Annotated in this window: 17 protein-coding genes and 1 riboswitch; of the genes, 3 read left to right on the top strand and 14 right to left on the bottom strand. The window is 62.7% G+C overall.

The annotated features are described in order from the left end of the window. Window positions 1-13 precede the first annotated feature (13 nt). Window positions 14-496 (top strand): hypothetical protein, encoded by a 483-nt coding sequence (locus PS14A_RS07360; RefSeq protein WP_024012180.1) that lies wholly within the window; start codon window positions 14-16, stop codon window positions 494-496. A gap of 146 nt (window positions 497-642) precedes the next feature. Next, window positions 643-1,914 (top strand): outer membrane protein transport protein, encoded by a 1,272-nt coding sequence (locus PS14A_RS07355; protein ID WP_056783953.1) that lies wholly within the window; start codon window positions 643-645, stop codon window positions 1,912-1,914. 209 nt (window positions 1,915-2,123) lie between these two features. On the opposite strand, the gene PS14A_RS07350 is transcribed toward PS14A_RS07355, so the two are convergent. The 14 genes from PS14A_RS07350 to cobO form a co-directional block, all read right to left on the bottom strand. After that, window positions 2,124-2,684, bottom strand: coding sequence for a hypothetical protein (locus PS14A_RS07350; RefSeq protein WP_071171497.1), 561 nt, complete (start codon window positions 2,682-2,684; stop codon window positions 2,124-2,126). 54 nt (window positions 2,685-2,738) lie between these two features. Next, window positions 2,739-2,861: a hypothetical protein gene (locus PS14A_RS26735; protein ID WP_282961452.1), complete on the bottom strand. Its 123-nt coding sequence runs from the start codon at window positions 2,859-2,861 to the stop codon at window positions 2,739-2,741. After that, on the bottom strand, window positions 2,858-4,066 hold the full coding sequence (locus tag PS14A_RS07345; protein WP_137215939.1) for an MFS transporter: 1,209 nt from the start codon (window positions 4,064-4,066) through the stop codon (window positions 2,858-2,860). The genes PS14A_RS26735 and PS14A_RS07345 overlap by 4 nt, the downstream gene beginning before the upstream one ends. A gap of 52 nt (window positions 4,067-4,118) precedes the next feature. Beyond that, entirely contained in the window at window positions 4,119-4,523 is a 405-nt protein-coding gene (locus tag PS14A_RS07340; RefSeq protein WP_016773714.1) for a MarR family transcriptional regulator, read from the bottom strand. Window positions 4,524-4,698: 175 nt separating this feature from the next. Next, window positions 4,699-5,421, bottom strand: a complete 723-nt coding sequence (locus PS14A_RS07335) for an adenosylcobinamide-GDP ribazoletransferase (protein ID WP_212615619.1) — start codon at window positions 5,419-5,421, stop codon at window positions 4,699-4,701. 1 nt (window position 5,422) lies between these two features. Beyond that, the gene (gene cobC / locus PS14A_RS07330) at window positions 5,423-5,998 is read right to left on the bottom strand and encodes an alpha-ribazole phosphatase family protein (protein WP_212615618.1); all 576 of its coding nucleotides are present in this window, start codon (window positions 5,996-5,998) and stop codon (window positions 5,423-5,425) included. After that, window positions 5,995-7,050: a nicotinate-nucleotide--dimethylbenzimidazole phosphoribosyltransferase gene (gene cobT / locus PS14A_RS07325; protein ID WP_212615617.1), complete on the bottom strand. Its 1,056-nt coding sequence runs from the start codon at window positions 7,048-7,050 to the stop codon at window positions 5,995-5,997. Before cobT ends, cobC begins: the two co-directional genes overlap by 4 nt. Beyond that, a complete protein-coding gene (cobU, locus tag PS14A_RS07320) occupies window positions 7,047-7,568 on the bottom strand; it encodes a bifunctional adenosylcobinamide kinase/adenosylcobinamide-phosphate guanylyltransferase (RefSeq protein WP_039763697.1) in 522 nt (173 codons plus the stop codon). Before cobU ends, cobT begins: the two co-directional genes overlap by 4 nt. Window positions 7,569-7,688: 120 nt before the next feature. Next, window positions 7,689-9,140 carry a cobyric acid synthase gene (locus PS14A_RS07315; RefSeq protein ID WP_212615616.1) on the bottom strand — a complete coding sequence of 484 codons (1,452 nt, stop codon included), beginning with the start codon at window positions 9,138-9,140 and terminating at the stop codon, window positions 7,689-7,691. After that, window positions 9,137-10,129, bottom strand: coding sequence for a threonine-phosphate decarboxylase CobD (cobD, locus tag PS14A_RS07310; protein WP_212615615.1), 993 nt, complete (start codon window positions 10,127-10,129; stop codon window positions 9,137-9,139). The genes PS14A_RS07315 and cobD overlap by 4 nt, the downstream gene beginning before the upstream one ends. Further along, window positions 10,122-11,030, bottom strand: coding sequence for an adenosylcobinamide-phosphate synthase CbiB (gene cbiB, locus PS14A_RS07305; RefSeq protein WP_137215949.1), 909 nt, complete (start codon window positions 11,028-11,030; stop codon window positions 10,122-10,124). The genes cobD and cbiB overlap by 8 nt, the downstream gene beginning before the upstream one ends. Beyond that, complete coding sequence (bluB, locus tag PS14A_RS07300; RefSeq protein WP_130912555.1) at window positions 11,027-11,677, bottom strand: 5,6-dimethylbenzimidazole synthase; 651 nt, start codon at window positions 11,675-11,677, stop codon at window positions 11,027-11,029. The genes cbiB and bluB overlap by 4 nt, the downstream gene beginning before the upstream one ends. Further along, entirely contained in the window at window positions 11,674-13,056 is a 1,383-nt protein-coding gene (locus PS14A_RS07295) for a cobyrinate a,c-diamide synthase (RefSeq protein ID WP_212615614.1), read from the bottom strand. The genes bluB and PS14A_RS07295 overlap by 4 nt, the downstream gene beginning before the upstream one ends. Continuing rightward, window positions 13,053-13,664, bottom strand: a complete 612-nt coding sequence (gene cobO / locus PS14A_RS07290) for a cob(I)yrinic acid a,c-diamide adenosyltransferase (protein ID WP_016773703.1) — start codon at window positions 13,662-13,664, stop codon at window positions 13,053-13,055. Before cobO ends, PS14A_RS07295 begins: the two co-directional genes overlap by 4 nt. Before the next feature lie 81 nt (window positions 13,665-13,745). Beyond that, a riboswitch (cobalamin riboswitch) is annotated at window positions 13,746-13,976 on the bottom strand. Between the two features lie 164 nt (window positions 13,977-14,140). Between cobO and PS14A_RS07285 the strand changes: the two genes are divergently transcribed. Beyond that, window positions 14,141-14,725 (top strand): hypothetical protein, encoded by a 585-nt coding sequence (locus PS14A_RS07285; RefSeq protein WP_212615613.1) that lies wholly within the window; start codon window positions 14,141-14,143, stop codon window positions 14,723-14,725. Window positions 14,726-14,773 lie beyond the last annotated feature (48 nt).

The following is a 14,773-nucleotide window of genomic DNA, read 5'->3' as shown; positions in this document are numbered from 1 at the left end:
AACCGAGGGTGTTATGGGTATCGCTGCCAGCGAACTGTGCCGCTATGTGATCCGTCCCACACTGATTTATCTGGGACGCCACTGCGCAACCGCCGAATCCCTGCTGCTGGGCATCGCTGCCAGCCAGTCCGCCCTCGGCTCTGCCCTGCATGACCGCCGTGGCCACGGCCTCTATCGGATCGCCGAGCACCGCCACCAGGCGCTCTGGGATGATTACCTGGCGCTTGATCCGGAGCGCGCCAGCCTGGTGCGCGGCCTCGCCAGCCAGCACGCATTCCTCAGCGGCCCGCATCTGGAACTGACCGTCAACCTGCGTTACGCCACGGCCATCGCCTGGCTGCTGGTGGAAGAACAAAACCCCACCCTCCCCGCTCCGACCGACCTGCTCGGCATGGCGCGTATCTGGCGCCAGACCTTTCAACCGCAAGGCCGTTTGCGCGACTTCACCTATGCGTGGCAAACCTGTGTTTCACCGCTGAATCAGGTCGCTTGCTGACCGGGCGGTTTCACAAGTTCTCCCATCAGGTCGCCATTTTGGTCGGATTGTCCTACAAAACCGCTCTAACTCAAGGCATACAGGCTATAGCGCTGGGACGAAAATGTTGGTAATTTTCGCCCCGGTGATCACCAGGAGTTCTAATAATGAAAAAAGTCATGCTCAAAACCACCCTTAGCCTCGCCGTTACCCTTGCCTCTACACAAATCTTCGCGGCAGGTTTTGCCCTCAACGAACAAAGCATCAGTGGGATGGGGACTGGTTTTGCCGGGCGATCTTCTTCTGCCGACGACGCAAGCACTGTTTATGGCAACCCGGCAGGCATGGCGCGCATCAAGCGCGAACAAGTCACCGGCGGCGTCGCCCTGGTCGACGCGCATACCGATATCAGCGATACCAGCTCCAGCCCTAATGGCGGCAGCAACAAGGGCGACATGGTGCCCCTCACCGCCGTACCGATGGGCTTCTATGTAAAACCGATCGATGATCACTGGGCATTCGGTCTCGGTGTATATGTGCCATTCGGCCTGATCACGGATTATGAAAACGGCTTCGCCGGTCGTTACTTCGGCAGCAAGTCCGAAGTGCAAGTCATCACCTTCCAGCCAACCGTCAGCTATGCCTTCAACGACAAGGTGTCGATCGGTTTCGGCCCGACCATCAACCGCATCGACGGCTCGCTGGAATCCAACCTGTCGATCACCCAGGCACTGCCGGACGGCAAGGTCAAGATCAAGGGTGACGACACCGCGCTGGGTTACAACGTCGGCTTGCTGGTCCAGGCCACCGACACCACCCGTGTCGGCCTGACCTACCACTCCAAGGTCGACTACAAGCTTGAAGGCGACACCAAGGTCAACTACAACGCTCTGGCGCTGGTGGGCGTTGGCGCCAACCAGAAGTACGACGCTTCGTTGAAGATCACCACGCCGGAATCCGTGGACCTGTCGGTCACCCAGGCGATCAACGATCGCTGGAACGTCTACGCCGGCACCACCTGGACCCGCTGGAGCCAGCTGGACAAGATCACCGTGAAGAACTCCGGCGTGCAGCCTCTACTGGCCGGTCAGTTCGGTTCGATCAACGAAGACCAGAACTGGCATGACTCCTGGGCCTATGCCGTGGGTACCTCGTACCAGTTGAACAAGGAATGGGTACTGCGTACCGGTCTGACCTTCGACCAATCGCCAACCAATAACGAAGACCGCTCGCCACGTATCCCGACTGGCGACCGCACCATCTTCAGTATCGGTGCCGGCTGGAGCCCGACCGACGACCTGACCATCGACGTCGCGTACTCGTACCTCAAAGAAGAGTCGGTCAACATCCGCAACGAAAACGCGCGTGGCCAGACCTACGATGCCAAGTATGAAAACTCGGCAAACGGCTTCGGTGTCGGCGCGACTTACCGCTTCTGATCACCGTGGCGAGGCTAACCCCTCGCCCACCAAAAAGCCCCGCTCTCTTTACAGAGGCGGGGCTTTTTCATGCCTGCAACTTATCACTGGAACGACTAAATCACCCTTGTGGGAGCGAGCCTGCTCGCGAAGGCGGTATGTTAGATGTTGATGTGCTAACTGACACACCGCTTCGCGAGCAGGCTCGCTCCCACAGAGAACAGCATTAATCAGGGCTTCAGCGGTTTGGAGGCGATTGCCTTTTCGATCGCGGCGATAAACTCGGGATCATCCGGTTTGGTCAAACTGGAAAAACTCGCCACCACCTTGCCCTGCCGGTCGACCACATACTTGTAGAAATTCCACTTCGGCGCATTGCTCTGCGCGGCCAATACCTGGAACAGGTGCGTGGCGTCATCGCCGCGAACCTTCTGCGGCTCGGTCATGTTGAACGTCACGCCATAATTGGCGTAGCAGACCTTGGCGGTTTCCGCGCTGTCCTTGGACTCCTGCTTGAAGTCATTCGACGGCACACCAAGCATCTCCAACCCTTGCGCCTTGTAGCGCTTGTTCAGCGCCTCGAGGCCTTCGAACTGCGGGGCGAAACCGCAGAAGCTGGCGGTATTGACCACCACCAGCGGCTTGTCGGCGTACTGCTTGCACAGATCGATGGATTCCTTGGCGCGCAGCTTGGGCAGCGAGCCTTGCAGCAGCTCAGGACAATCGGCGGCCTGGGCCAGGCCAGTCAACGCCATCAGCAACGCGGGAACAGCACACCAGCGCATCAACATGTTGAATTTCCTTGGGCAGTCATCAGGCTTCGACGTTACTCGCCACGCTGCCATCTAGCAAATGCTCATGCCCAATTGCATCAGCGCCAGACCGCCGCGCTGCCAGCCCCACCACACCAGCGCCAACAGCGCAGCAGCCAGTGCGGCACCAATGACCCGCGCGCAGATCCGGCTCATGCTGCACTCGACGCGGCTTGCAGGCGCGCCACCGGACGCTCACGCACCGGCCAGTTCAACGCCGCCGCCAGCAGGCTCAAGAGAACCGCCACTTGCCAGATCAAGTCATAACTCCCGGTTCGGTCGTACACCACCCCGCCCAGCCAGCCGCCAAGGAACGAGCCGAGCTGATGGAACAGAAAGACGATGCCACCGAGCATGGACAAATTGCGCACGCCGAACAAGGTCGCCACCGTACCGTTGGTCAACGGTACCGTCGATAGCCACAGGAAGCCCATGGCCATACCGAACAGATACGCTGTGGTGGTCGTCACCGGCAACCACAGGAACAGCACGATCACCACCGCGCGCAGTAGATACAACGCCGTCAACAGACGCGGTTTCGACATGCGGCCACCAAGCCAGCCGGCGGTGTAAGTGCCGAAGATATTGAACAGCCCGATCAACGCCAGCACCGTAGTGCCGACGGTCGCCGGCAGATGCTGATCGACCAGATACGCTGGCAAGTGCACGCCAATGAACACCACCTGAAAACCGCAGACAAAAAAGCCGAACGCCAGCAGCCAGAAACCGGAGTGCGAGCAGGCCTCACGCAGCGCTTCGGAAAGAGTCTGTTCATGGCCAAGCACCGGCAGTGGCTTGTCCTTGAGCATGCTCACCAGCGGCACGATCATCGCCACCAACAGGCCCAGCACCAGCAATGCGGCGGACCAGCCGAGCCAGCCGATCAACCCGAGGGTGCCTGGCAACATGGCGAACTGGCCGAACGAACCGGCGGCGCTGGCGATACCCATGCCCATGCTGCGTTTCTCTGGCGGCACAGCGCGACCCACAACACCAAGAATGACCGAAAACGAAGTGCCCGAAAGACCGATACCGATCAGCAGGCCGGCACTGAGTGACAGAGTCACTGCCGAATCAGACAGGCCCATGCACACCAGGCCCGCCGCGTAGAGGATCCCACCGACCAGCACCACTTTCGCCGCGCCGAAGCGGTCAGCCAGCGCGCCGGTGAATGGCTGCGCCAGGCCCCAGATCAGGTTCTGCAGGGCGATGGCGAAGGCAAACACCTCGCGCCCCCAGCCGAACTGCGCGCTCATCGGCGACAGGAACAGACCGAACCCGTGGCGCACGCCCAATGACAACGCCAGGATCAGCGCACTCCCCAGCAACACCCAACCGCACGTACGCCACATCGATGTCATTGTTATTCTCCAGTCGCGGGTATATACCCGCTTGAGCGCGAAAAAACCGGCGTCAGGCCAGTTCGTCGAGCAGTTTGAGCAAGGTTTCGCGCTTCTCGGCACCGAGCCGGTCGATCAGCCGCTGTTGCGCCGCTTCCCACGCCGGCAATGCCGCTGCCAGCCGCTGCACGCCGGTTTCGGTGAGGCGCACGATACGGTTGCGCATGTCCTCGCCTTCGGCCAGCGCCACCAGACCTTCGCCCTCGAGCACGCGCAAGTTGCGCCCCAAGGTGCTGCGATCCAGCCCCATGGCCTCTGCCAGTTCGGAAATGCTCGGTTGCTCCAGTCGCTGCAGATTGCACAGCAGAGAATACTGGGCAACGTTGATCCCGAAGCCGTCGAGAGCGCCGTCGTAATGCCTGCTGACGCCACGCGCGGCGCGACGCAGGTTGGTGCACAAACACTGAGAAGGAAGCATGATGCGTGTATATACCCGCGAGTGTGTTAAATCAAGTTACAGATGAGTTTACTCTGAACATCATTGTTGCCGGTGAGGCCGCCTTCGCGAGCAGGCTCGCTCCCACAGGGGATTGCATTTCGAAGGTGGGAGCGAGCCTGCTCGCGAAGGGGCCGGCATCATCTCCGCAAATCCTTCAGACCAAAGCGAGCCCCACCAACACCCCCATCTCCAGCAATTCCAGCAACGCCCCCGCCGTGTCCCCGGTAGTCCCGCCCAACCGCCGCATCATCAAACGCCGTAGCCAGACAAACCCGAGCAGCGAAATCAGCACCGCGCCAATACCCGCGATGAACACGCAGCCCAGCGCACTCAACCCCAGCACCCACCACCCCGCTCTGCGCGGCAGATGATCGGCCAGTGCCTGACCCAAGCCACCCGCACGCACATACGGCGTAGTCAGAAACAACCCCAACAGCGCCGCTCGCCCGAGCACCGGCACGATGATCAGCGCCAGGGTATGCCCTTGTTCGATCAGTGCCAGCAGCGCGGCAAATTTGAGCAACAACACCAGCACCAGCGTGACCACCGCAATCGGCCCGCTGCGCGGATCTTTCATGATCGTCAGCGTGCGCTCGCGATCACCAAAACCGCCGAGCCAGGCATCGGCGCTGTCGGCCAGGCCATCGAGATGCAGCGCGCCGCTGAGCAATACCCACACGGTCAGCAACAGCGCCGCATGCAGCAACAACGGCGCGCCGGCCAACAACAGATTCAACGCGAAGAGGATCAGCCCGAACAGCAATCCCACCAGCGGATAAAACAGCAGCGACCGGCCAAGCTGTTGCGGTTCTGGCATGCCTGGCAAGCGAATCGGCAGGCTGCTGAGAAATTGCAAGGCGATCCACAGCGGCAACATCTCAGTGACCTTCCTTGAGCGCGCCATCAGCCTCGACCGTCAGCGCAAACAGCGCGCCGTGGCCGACCTCGACATTGAGCAACTGTTCGCGCGGCAGACCACGTGCCTGCGCGAGCAACAAGCGCATCACGCCGCCGTGGCTGACCAGCAGAATCCGTTCGCCGGCGTAAGCCGCCTGCAACCGCGCGACCGCCGCCAACACCCGTGCGGAAAACCTGCTGACCGGCTCACCTTGCGGGGGCGTGAAGCCATAGGGATCGGCCCAGAACAGCCCCAGCGCTTCGGCGTCCGTTTCCATCAACGCCGCCGCGCTTTGCCCTTCCCACGCGCCGAAATGCAGCTCCTGCAGATCCTTGTCCAGATGCACGGACAGGTTCAATTGCTCACCGAGTTCGGCGGCGAAGCGCGCGCAGCGCTGCAATGGCGAACTGACGATGCGATCCCACGGCCCGCCGTCGATCACCGCCGCACGCATCTGCGTCCAGCCGTTTTCAGTCAGCGCATCGTCGAGGCTGCCACGCAAGCCGCCGCCCAGCTCCGTCTCGCCATGGCGCAGCAGATCCAGGCGCAGGCTCATGCCGGGCGATCCGCGACAGCCGCTTCGGCAAACGTCGCCATTTGCCCGTGCAGGTCACACGCCAGGCGCAACAACGGCACCGCCAACGCCGCGCCACTGGCCTCGCCCAAGCGCAGGCCGAGCTCCAGCAGCGGCTCGGCGCTCAAGGTTTCCAGCACATGGCGGTGGCCCGGCTCGGCACCGCGATGGCCAAACAACAGCCACTCGCGACAGGCCGGATTCAAACGCACCGCGACCAGTGCCGCAACCGTGCAGATAAAACCGTCGACCAGCACCGCAATGCCTTCCTGCGCGCAGGCCAGATAGGCGCCGACCAACGCGGCAATCTCGAAGCCGCCGAGATTGAACAGCGTCTGCAAGGCATCGCCACGCTGCGCGGCATGCAGCGCCAGCGCGCGTTCGATGACGTGCGCCTTGTGGCTGACGCCAGCGGCATTCAGCCCGGTGCCGGGACCAGTCAGGTGCGCCACCGGGCAATCGAGCAAGGCACAGGCCAGCGCACTGGCCGCCGTGGTATTGCCGATGCCCATCTCGCCGCCGATGAACAACTGGGTGCCGGCGGCTTTCGCGCGCAAGACGCTGTCGCGACCGGCCTGCAAGGCCGATTCGCCCTGCGCCTGAGTCATCGCTGCGCCCTGAGCGAAGTTCGCCGTTCCCGCGCCAATGTTCAGATGGCGCACGCCGGGCAGATTCAGCGCCGGATTCACCGTGCCCAGATCGACCACTTCCAGTTGCGCACCGAGCTGACGCGCCAGCACGCTGATCGCCGCGCCGCCGCTGACAAAGTTGAGCAGCATCTGCCCGGTAACTTCTTGCGGATAAGCCGATACGCCTTCGGCTACCACGCCATGGTCGCCAGCGAAAATCGCGATCCAGACTTGCTCCAGCGTTGGCTTGAGCTGACCTTGCAGACCGGCCAGTTGCACGGCCACCGATTCAAGGCGCCCCAACGAACCGGCCGGTTTGGTCAGTTGCTGCTGGCGCTCGGTCGCTTGCTCGATGATGTCCGAGTTCACGGTTTTGCACGGGTTCAGCCACCAGGTCGGGCTCATAACGCAGGTCCTTTCAAAGTCAGGGGCAGGCCGGCAACAGTCAGGACAACTCGCTGACAACGCTCGGCCAGAGCTTGATGCAGCCAACCGGCTTCATCGACATAGCGGCGGGTCAATTCGCCCAGCGGCACGACACCCATTCCGGTTTCGTTGCTGACAAAAATGATTTCGCCCGGCAACGACGCCAGGCAATCGAGCAAGGCTTCACGCTCGGCCGCGAGACGTTCGGCGTCGTCGAGCATGAGCAGATTGGTCAGCCACAGGGTCAGGCAATCGACCAGCAGGCAGCGCTCGGCGCCGGCGGATTCGCGCAGCACGCGGGCCAGTTCCAGTGGCTCTTCGATCAACGCCCATTCAGCCGGACGACGCGCGCGGTGATGGGCGACGCGCTGGTTCATTTCGCCGTCCAGCGGCTGGCTGGTGGCGATGTAAGTCACCGCCAGATGGCTGTCACTGGCGAGTTTTTCCGCCAGACGACTCTTGCCGGAGCGGGCGCCGCCGAGGATCAGTTGGAGCATGGGTTCATCCAAAAATGTGTGTTGAGGCAACCGGCCCTTTCGCGGGCAAGCCCGCTCCCACCGTTGATCGCATTTCCCTGTGGGAGCGAGCCTGCTCGCGAAGAGGCCAGCCCGGACAACTCAAATCCCGCAGAGCTGACGCAACAGCCCGGTATCAAGATGCTTCTCCACCAGATCCGCCAACCGCTCGATATCACGCTCGCGCAAGCCGTGGTAATCAACCTCTTGCACATCATTCAACCCGGCCCAGCGCAGCAACGCCGCGCTCGCCTCGGGGGATTCGAACAAGCCATGCAGATAGGTGCCGAACACCTGGCCATCGGCACTCTGCGCACCATCGCAACGACCGTCGTCCAGATGCACCGCCGGACTTTCCAGCGCCGGCCCGGTGGTTACGCCAGCATGAATTTCGTAACCGCTGACTGCGGCGTTTTCCAACGCCAGCCGCCCGCGCACGTTGCGCAATTGCTTGTCGGCTTCGAGCTGCGTATCGAACGCCAGCAGCCCCAACCCCGCGCTGGAGCCGGCAGCGCCTTCCAGCCCGAGGGGGTCGTGCACCTGCTCGCCGAGCATCTGCAGACCGCCGCAAATCCCCAGCACCTTGCCGCCGTAGCGCAGATGCCGATTGATTGCCGCGTCCCAACCATTGGCGCGTAGATAAGCCAGATCACTGCGCACGCTTTTCGAGCCCGGCAGGATGATCAGATCGGCGGCGGGAATCGCCTGGCCCGGGCCGACAAATTGCAGATCCACCTGCGGATGCAGACGCAGCGGGTCGAAGTCGGTGTGATTGCTGATGCGCGGCAGCACCGGCACCACCACTTTCAACACCTGCTCGGCCTTGTCGGTCTGGCGTTGGTCGATACCGTCTTCGGCCTCGAGGTGCAGATCCATCACGTAGGGCAACACGCCGACCACCGGTTTGCCGGTGCGCTGTTCCAGCCAGTCGAGGCCCGGTTGCAGCAAGGCGATATCGCCGCGAAAGCGGTTGATGATGAAGCCTTTGACCCGCGCCTGTTCACTCGGTGAAAGCAATTCCAGGGTACCGACCAAATGCGCAAACACGCCGCCGCGATTGATGTCGGCGATCAGCAAAACCGGGCAATCCACCGCTTCGGCAAAGCCCATGTTGGCAATATCGCCGGCGCGCAGATTGATCTCCGCCGGCGAACCGGCGCCTTCGACCATTACCAGCGGATACGCAGCGCTGAGTCTCTCGTGCGAGGCGAGCACCGCTTGCATCGCGATGGCCTTGTAATCGTGATAGGCGACGGCGTTCATCGTCGTCACCGCGCGGCCATGAATGATCACTTGCGCGCCAGTGTCGCTGTTGGGTTTGAGCAGCACCGGGTTCATGTCGGTGTGCGGCTCGAGACCGGCCGCTTGCGCCTGCACTGCCTGCGCGCGGCCGATCTCGCCGCCGTCAGCGGTGACTGCGCTGTTGAGCGCCATGTTCTGCGGTTTGAACGGCACCACCGCCACGCCCTGGCGAGTGGCCCAGCGGCACAACGCGGTCACCAATGTGCTTTTGCCGGCATCGGACGTGGTGCCTTGCACCATCAGAGTGGTCATGGATTGTCCTTGGCGAAAGCTTGCAAAGCCTGTTCGAGACGCAGCTCTTGCGCGGCATCGGCCGGCAGGCCGAAACGTACACTGCTGTTGTGGCTGAACAGGCGCAGGAGGATGCCGCGCCGGGCGAGGAATTCGTGCAGCGCTTCGGCGTGCTCGGTGATCAGCCACTGAAACAGTGCGCAGCCACCCTGCGGTGCAAAACCGCAACGGGTCAGCAGCGCCGCCAACCGTTCGCTCGCTTCATTGCTGCGAATCCGCTGACGGGTATGACCCTCGGTGTCTTGCAGGCACGCCGTACCGAGCACCCGCGTCGGCCCGCTCACCGCCCACGGCCCGACCTGTTCGGCGAGCAGTTTGAGCAACTTGCGCTCAGCAAGTACAAAGCCGAGGCGCACCCCGGCCAGACCGAAAAACTTGCCGAACGAACGCAACACCACCAGCCCGACCTGATGCGCATAGGGCGCCAGGCTCAGTTGCGGTGTGTTGTCCATGAACGCTTCGTCGACCACCAGCCAGCCGCCGCGTTGCGCCAGCCGCGCATGCCAGTCGAGCAGGCGTGCCGGGGTCAGGCTGAGTCCGGTCGGGTTGTTCGGATTGACCACCACCAGCACATCGAGACTGTCGAGAAAGAATTCGACTTCCTGCTCGAGCACTTCACGGACGATGTAACCGCTGCGCCGCCAGGCTTCGGCATGCTCGGCATAGCACGGCGACAACACGCCGACTTTGCCGGCCCGGCGCAGACGCGGCAGCAACTGGATGGCCATTTGCGAGCCGGCTACCGGCAGCACCTGGGCGGTGCCGTAGTAATCGCAGGCGGCCTGTTCCAGACCGTCATCGGTTTCCGGCAAGCGCGCCCAGGCGCGTAGCGGGATCTCCGGGATCGGGAACGGCCACGGCGCGAGGCCGCTGGACAGGTCAAGCCAGTCGCCCTCGGCAATCCCGTAATCGAGTGCAGCCTTGCGCAGCCGGCCACCGTGCTCAAGCATAAAATTCCGCCCCCAGGCAAAGCATCAGCAGCCACAACCATACGCCGCGCTGGACCAATTGCCAGCCACGCTCGATGGAATCGGCATCGGCCGGCGCACCTTCGCCCAGTTGCGGGCGCTCATGCAGTTCGCCGTGATAGATCGCCGGGCCACCCAACTCGACGCCCAGCGCACCGGCACCGGCCGCCATCACCGGGCCGGCGTTGGGGCTGTCCCACTGCGGCGCCTGGGTGCGCCAGCATTTGAGCGCGAGGCGGGTTTTGCCCAGTAGCGCGTAGGTCAACGCCACCAGACGCGCAGGAATGTAGTTCAACACGTCGTCGATTTTCGCCGCCGCCCAGCCGAAACGCTCGAAGCGTTCGTTGCGATAACCCCACATCGCATCGAGGGTATTGCTCAAGCGATACAGGACCACGCCCGGCGCGCCGGCGACGACAAACCAGAACAGCGCAGCGAACACCGCATCGCTGCCGTTCTCCAGCACCGACTCAGTCGCGGCGCGGGCAACCGCAGTGCCGTCGAGTTCATCGGTCTGGCGGCTGACCAGATAACCGACACGCTTGCGCGCCTCGTCCAGATCATCGGCGCGCAACGCCGCCGCAACCGGCGCAACATGTTCGCCGAGGCTGCGCATGCCGAGGGCGCAATACAACGCGAGAATCTCGACAATCCAGCCGACATAAGGCGCCCAGGAAAATGCCGTGGCGAGCAAGGTCAGCGGCAGTACCGCGAGCACCCACGCGGTCACGCCATGGCTGCGCCAGCCACGGCCGCCGGCGTTGAAGCGTTGCTCGATGCGCCCGGCAAAATTGCCGAACGCCACCAGCGGATGCCAGCGTTTCGGTTCACCGAGCAGCGCATCCAGCGCTACTGCGGCGACACTCAGCAACGCCACACTCATTGACTCACTCCCCAGTAATTTTCGTACAGCAGCTCGTTGAGCGGCCGCGCCTGCGCCCAGCCTTCAAGTACCAGCATCGGCGCCGGATAGAATTCCCTGACCGGGCCCAGACACAACACCGCCAGCGGTTTCGCACCGGCCGGCAACTTGAGCAAATCCGCCAAGGCTTGCGGTTCGAACAGCGAGACCCAGCCCATGCCCAGGCCCTCGGCACGGGAGGCCAGCCACAGATTCTGGATCGCGCAGGACAACGAGGCCATGTCCATTTCCGGCAACGTGCGCCGACCGAAAATGTGTTTTTCGCGATCGTCCATCAGCGCCGCGACCAGCACCTCAGCGCAGTCGTTGATGCCTTCGACCTTGAGCTGCATGAACTCATCGCTGCGCTCGCCAAGGGCTTCGGCGGTGCGGATGCGCTCTTCTTCCACCAGATCGCGGATCTGCCCGCGCAGAGCACGATCGCTTATACGGATGAAGCGCCACGGCTGCATCAGGCCGACGCTCGGCGCTTGATGAGCAGCTTCGAGCAGACGGCGCAGCAGCTGCGGTTCGACGCTGCCGCCGGTGAAGTGGCGCATGTCGCGGCGTTCGGCGATGGCTTTGTAGACCGCTGCGCGTTCGGCTTCGGAGAATGTATTGTCGGTCATGGCCCTTTCGCGAGCAGGCTCGCTCCCACAGGGTTCAGGTCATCCATTGTGGGAGCGAGCCCGCTCGCGAAGGCGGCCTCACGATCTGGCGCAAACAATGCCGCAATCGCAGTCGGATTCGATGGGAAATAAAAGTGCACGTACGACGCCGTCATCCGTCCCTCGCGATAAACCGCCTCGGCCCCACGCCCGCCATTGGGACTCAGCCCACGGGCAATCGGCGTCAGCTCGGTTGTAGTCAGCGAATGATGATAGGTATGCCCACGCAACTCCCCTTCCGGCAGCTCAACTGCCTGCAACGCCAGCGCCGCCAGACGCTTCTGCATCACTGCATCGCCCTTGAGCAAACCGACCAGCTCAGCACGAGTACCTTCGACATCAGTCAGCGAATCCAGCAGATAAAGCATGCCGCCACATTCGGCGAGCAACGGCTTGCCCGCCGCGTGGTGCGCGCGGATTGCTGCAAGCATTGAGGCGTTTTGCGCCAGCGCGACGTGATGCAGCTCTGGATAGCCGCCCGGCAGATACAGGCTGTCCGCCTCGGGCAATTGCGTGTCGCGGATCGGCGAGAAAAATTGCAGCTCGGCGCCCATCGCCCGCAGCAGATCGAGACTGGCGCCATAGGTGAAGGCAAAGGCTTCATCACGGGCGACGGCGATGCGCACACCTTTTAATAGAGGCTCGGCGGCGATGAGGTCAGGCGCGGCGAATTCAACGGCCGGTGGCAGCGCGACCTCGCAACTGCTGGCCAGCGCATCGGCGGCCGCGTCGAGACGCAGATCCAGATCATTCAATTCGCTGGCCTGAACCAGACCGAGGTGGCGGCTCGGCAATTCGATGCCGGTCTCGCGGGACAGCGCGCCGTACCAGCGCAGACCTTCAGTGAGGCTGCCTTCGAGCAATTGCGCATGGCGCAGGGTGCCGACGCGGTTGGCCAGCACGCCAGCGAACGGCAAGTCCGGCTGATACTTCGCCAGGCCCAGCGCCAAGGCGCCAAAAGTCTGCGCCATGGCGGTGCCGTCGATCACGCCGAGCACCGGCACACCGAAGTGGCGCGCCAGATCAGCGCTGGATGGCGTGCCGTCGAAAAGGCCCATCACGCCCTCGATCAGAATCAGGTCGGCTTCGGCGGCGGCTTCCCACAACAGCCGGCGACTTTCCTGCTCGCCGACCATCCACATGTCCAGTTGATACACCGGCGCACCGCTGGCGCGTTCGAGGATCATCGGGTCGAGAAAATCCGGCCCGCATTTGAACACGCGGACCTTGCGCCCCTGATTGCGATGCAAACGGGCGAGTGCGGCGGTGACGGTGGTCTTGCCCTGACCGGAGGCCGGCGCGGCGATCAATACCGCCGGGCAGTGACGTGGTTGCTTCAAAGTTCGACGCCTTTCTGCGCTTTGATCCCGGCCTGGAAGGCGTGCTTGAGCATGCCCATCTCGGTGACCGTGTCGCCCATCTCGATCATTTCCGGCTTGGCGCCGCGACCGGTGACCACCACGTGCTGCATCGGTGGGCGCGCCTGCAAATCGCTGAGCACCTGATCGAGATCGAGGTAGCCGTGCTTGAGGGCGATGTTCAATTCGTCGAGCACCACCAGACCGATCGAAGGGTCGCGCAACAATTCGCGGGAGACTTCCCAAGCAGCGGTCGCCGCGGCGATGTCGCGCTGACGATCCTGGGTTTCCCAGGTGAAGCCTTCGCCCATGACGTGGAAACGCACCTGCTCGGGGAAGCGGCGGAAAAACAATTCTTCGCCGGTGCTGTTGCGGCCCTTGATGAACTGCACCACGCCGCACTGCATGCCGTGGCCCATGGCGCGGGCGAGCATGCCGAATGCCGAGCTGCTCTTGCCTTTGCCGTTGCCGGTCAGCACCAGCACCAGGCCACATTCGTCGGGCGAGTTGGCAATGCGTTCGTCGATCACGGCTTTCTTGCGCTGCATGCGCGCCAGATGGCGTTCGTCACGCTCGGGGGAATCAGTCATGGGGGAGCTCTCCGTTGAGGCTGGATAACGGCGGGCAGGCACAAGAATAGACGGCAAAAAGCCTGGCATCGCCCACCGTGATGCCGCTGAGATGGATCAGGCCGGTCTCCGGGCTCATGAGCGGCGTTTCGCCTGACTGCGCGCCTTCCCGCTTCTTTCGAAGCAGTGGCTCAAGGCGCAGTTTTCACTCATTTACCGTTGCGGGGGCAGCGCCGGGATCGTCGTGGCTTCGCTTGCGGACCACACTCACCGGCTTCCCTGTTTCACTCTGTCGACGCGGGGCCACAGAGCACCTGAAACAAGCGGCGAAGGTTAGAGGGTTGGGGGTGGAGCGTCAATTGAAGAGGCGCTTTGCGCGCGAATAACTGCCGCTGATCAAATGTGCAGCAGCAATCTTGTGCCAGACTGTGACAAGTGATATCAAAGAGCCATGCTTTTTTTCCAAAAAGCCCACTACAACAATAAGGATGACGACGATGCAAGGCATGATCCTCAGCAACCCGCGCCTGGAATTCCTGCGCCCGGTGCTGGAACGCTGGTTTGACTGTATCGATCGCTACAACACCGTTCGCGGCGACAACGACACGCCATATTGGCACGACGAAAAAGCCAATCTCGGCCTGCTCGCGGCAGCGGCGTGGATGGCGGAAATGGTGACACTGAACGACACTGCCACGCGCAAACAGAACGAAGAAGGCGAGCGCAATGCCCGTGCCGATCTGCTGATCGCCGGCAGCGACGACCGCGCGTTCATCCAGGCCACGCAACGTTGGCCACGGGTCAACAACCTCAACCTGACCCAGGCCCTGCTCGACATCACCCATGATGCCAAGCGCATCAGCTACGCCAGCGATCTCAAGCTCGGCTGCCTGTTCGTTGCTCCGCAAAAAGCCCAGCACAGCGCCAGCCCTGAAGAACTGCAGGACATGGTCGACGACCTGCAAAAGGAACACACCTGCGCAGTCGCCTGGTATTTCCCCTACGCCTATCGCAAATTGCGCAGCGACGCGGGCAACTATCATCCGGGCATCGCCGTGCTGTTAAAGGAAGCCCGCGGTTGAGCAGTTGAACCATCGGGCCTGCGCCCTCCTCTATGTTTAGGAATGCAT

Origin of the sequence: Pseudomonas sp. 14A, from assembly GCF_018132745.1 — a bacterium.
Taxonomy (GTDB): Bacteria; Pseudomonadota; Gammaproteobacteria; order Pseudomonadales; family Pseudomonadaceae; genus Aquipseudomonas; species Aquipseudomonas mercuritolerans.
This window is presented reverse-complemented; position numbering and strand designations above follow the sequence as displayed.

Bases quoted from the DNA above. Each gene is read 5' to 3' on its own strand.
- PS14A_RS07360 (WP_024012180.1), top strand. From the start codon at position 14: ATGGGTATCGCTGCCAGCGAACTGTGCCGCTATGTGATCCGTCCCACA.
- PS14A_RS07355 (WP_056783953.1), top strand. From the start codon at position 643: ATGAAAAAAGTCATGCTCAAAACCACCCTTAGCCTCGCCGTTACCCTT.
- PS14A_RS07350 (WP_071171497.1), bottom strand. From the start codon at position 2,684: ATGTTGATGCGCTGGTGTGCTGTTCCCGCGTTGCTGATGGCGTTGACT.
- PS14A_RS26735 (WP_282961452.1), bottom strand. From the start codon at position 2,861: ATGAGCCGGATCTGCGCGCGGGTCATTGGTGCCGCACTGGCTGCTGCG.
- PS14A_RS07345 (WP_137215939.1), bottom strand. From the start codon at position 4,066: ATGACATCGATGTGGCGTACGTGCGGTTGGGTGTTGCTGGGGAGTGCG.
- PS14A_RS07340 (WP_016773714.1), bottom strand. From the start codon at position 4,523: ATGCTTCCTTCTCAGTGTTTGTGCACCAACCTGCGTCGCGCCGCGCGT.
- PS14A_RS07335 (WP_212615619.1), bottom strand. From the start codon at position 5,421: ATGTTGCCGCTGTGGATCGCCTTGCAATTTCTCAGCAGCCTGCCGATT.
- cobC (WP_212615618.1), bottom strand. From the start codon at position 5,998: ATGAGCCTGCGCCTGGATCTGCTGCGCCATGGCGAGACGGAGCTGGGC.
- cobT (WP_212615617.1), bottom strand. From the start codon at position 7,050: ATGAGCCCGACCTGGTGGCTGAACCCGTGCAAAACCGTGAACTCGGAC.
- cobU (WP_039763697.1), bottom strand. From the start codon at position 7,568: ATGCTCCAACTGATCCTCGGCGGCGCCCGCTCCGGCAAGAGTCGTCTG.
- PS14A_RS07315 (WP_212615616.1), bottom strand. From the start codon at position 9,140: ATGACCACTCTGATGGTGCAAGGCACCACGTCCGATGCCGGCAAAAGC.
- cobD (WP_212615615.1), bottom strand. From the start codon at position 10,129: ATGCTTGAGCACGGTGGCCGGCTGCGCAAGGCTGCACTCGATTACGGG.
- cbiB (WP_137215949.1), bottom strand. From the start codon at position 11,030: ATGAGTGTGGCGTTGCTGAGTGTCGCCGCAGTAGCGCTGGATGCGCTG.
- bluB (WP_130912555.1), bottom strand. From the start codon at position 11,677: ATGACCGACAATACATTCTCCGAAGCCGAACGCGCAGCGGTCTACAAA.
- cobO (WP_016773703.1), bottom strand. From the start codon at position 13,664: ATGACTGATTCCCCCGAGCGTGACGAACGCCATCTGGCGCGCATGCAG.
- PS14A_RS07285 (WP_212615613.1), top strand. From the start codon at position 14,141: ATGCAAGGCATGATCCTCAGCAACCCGCGCCTGGAATTCCTGCGCCCG.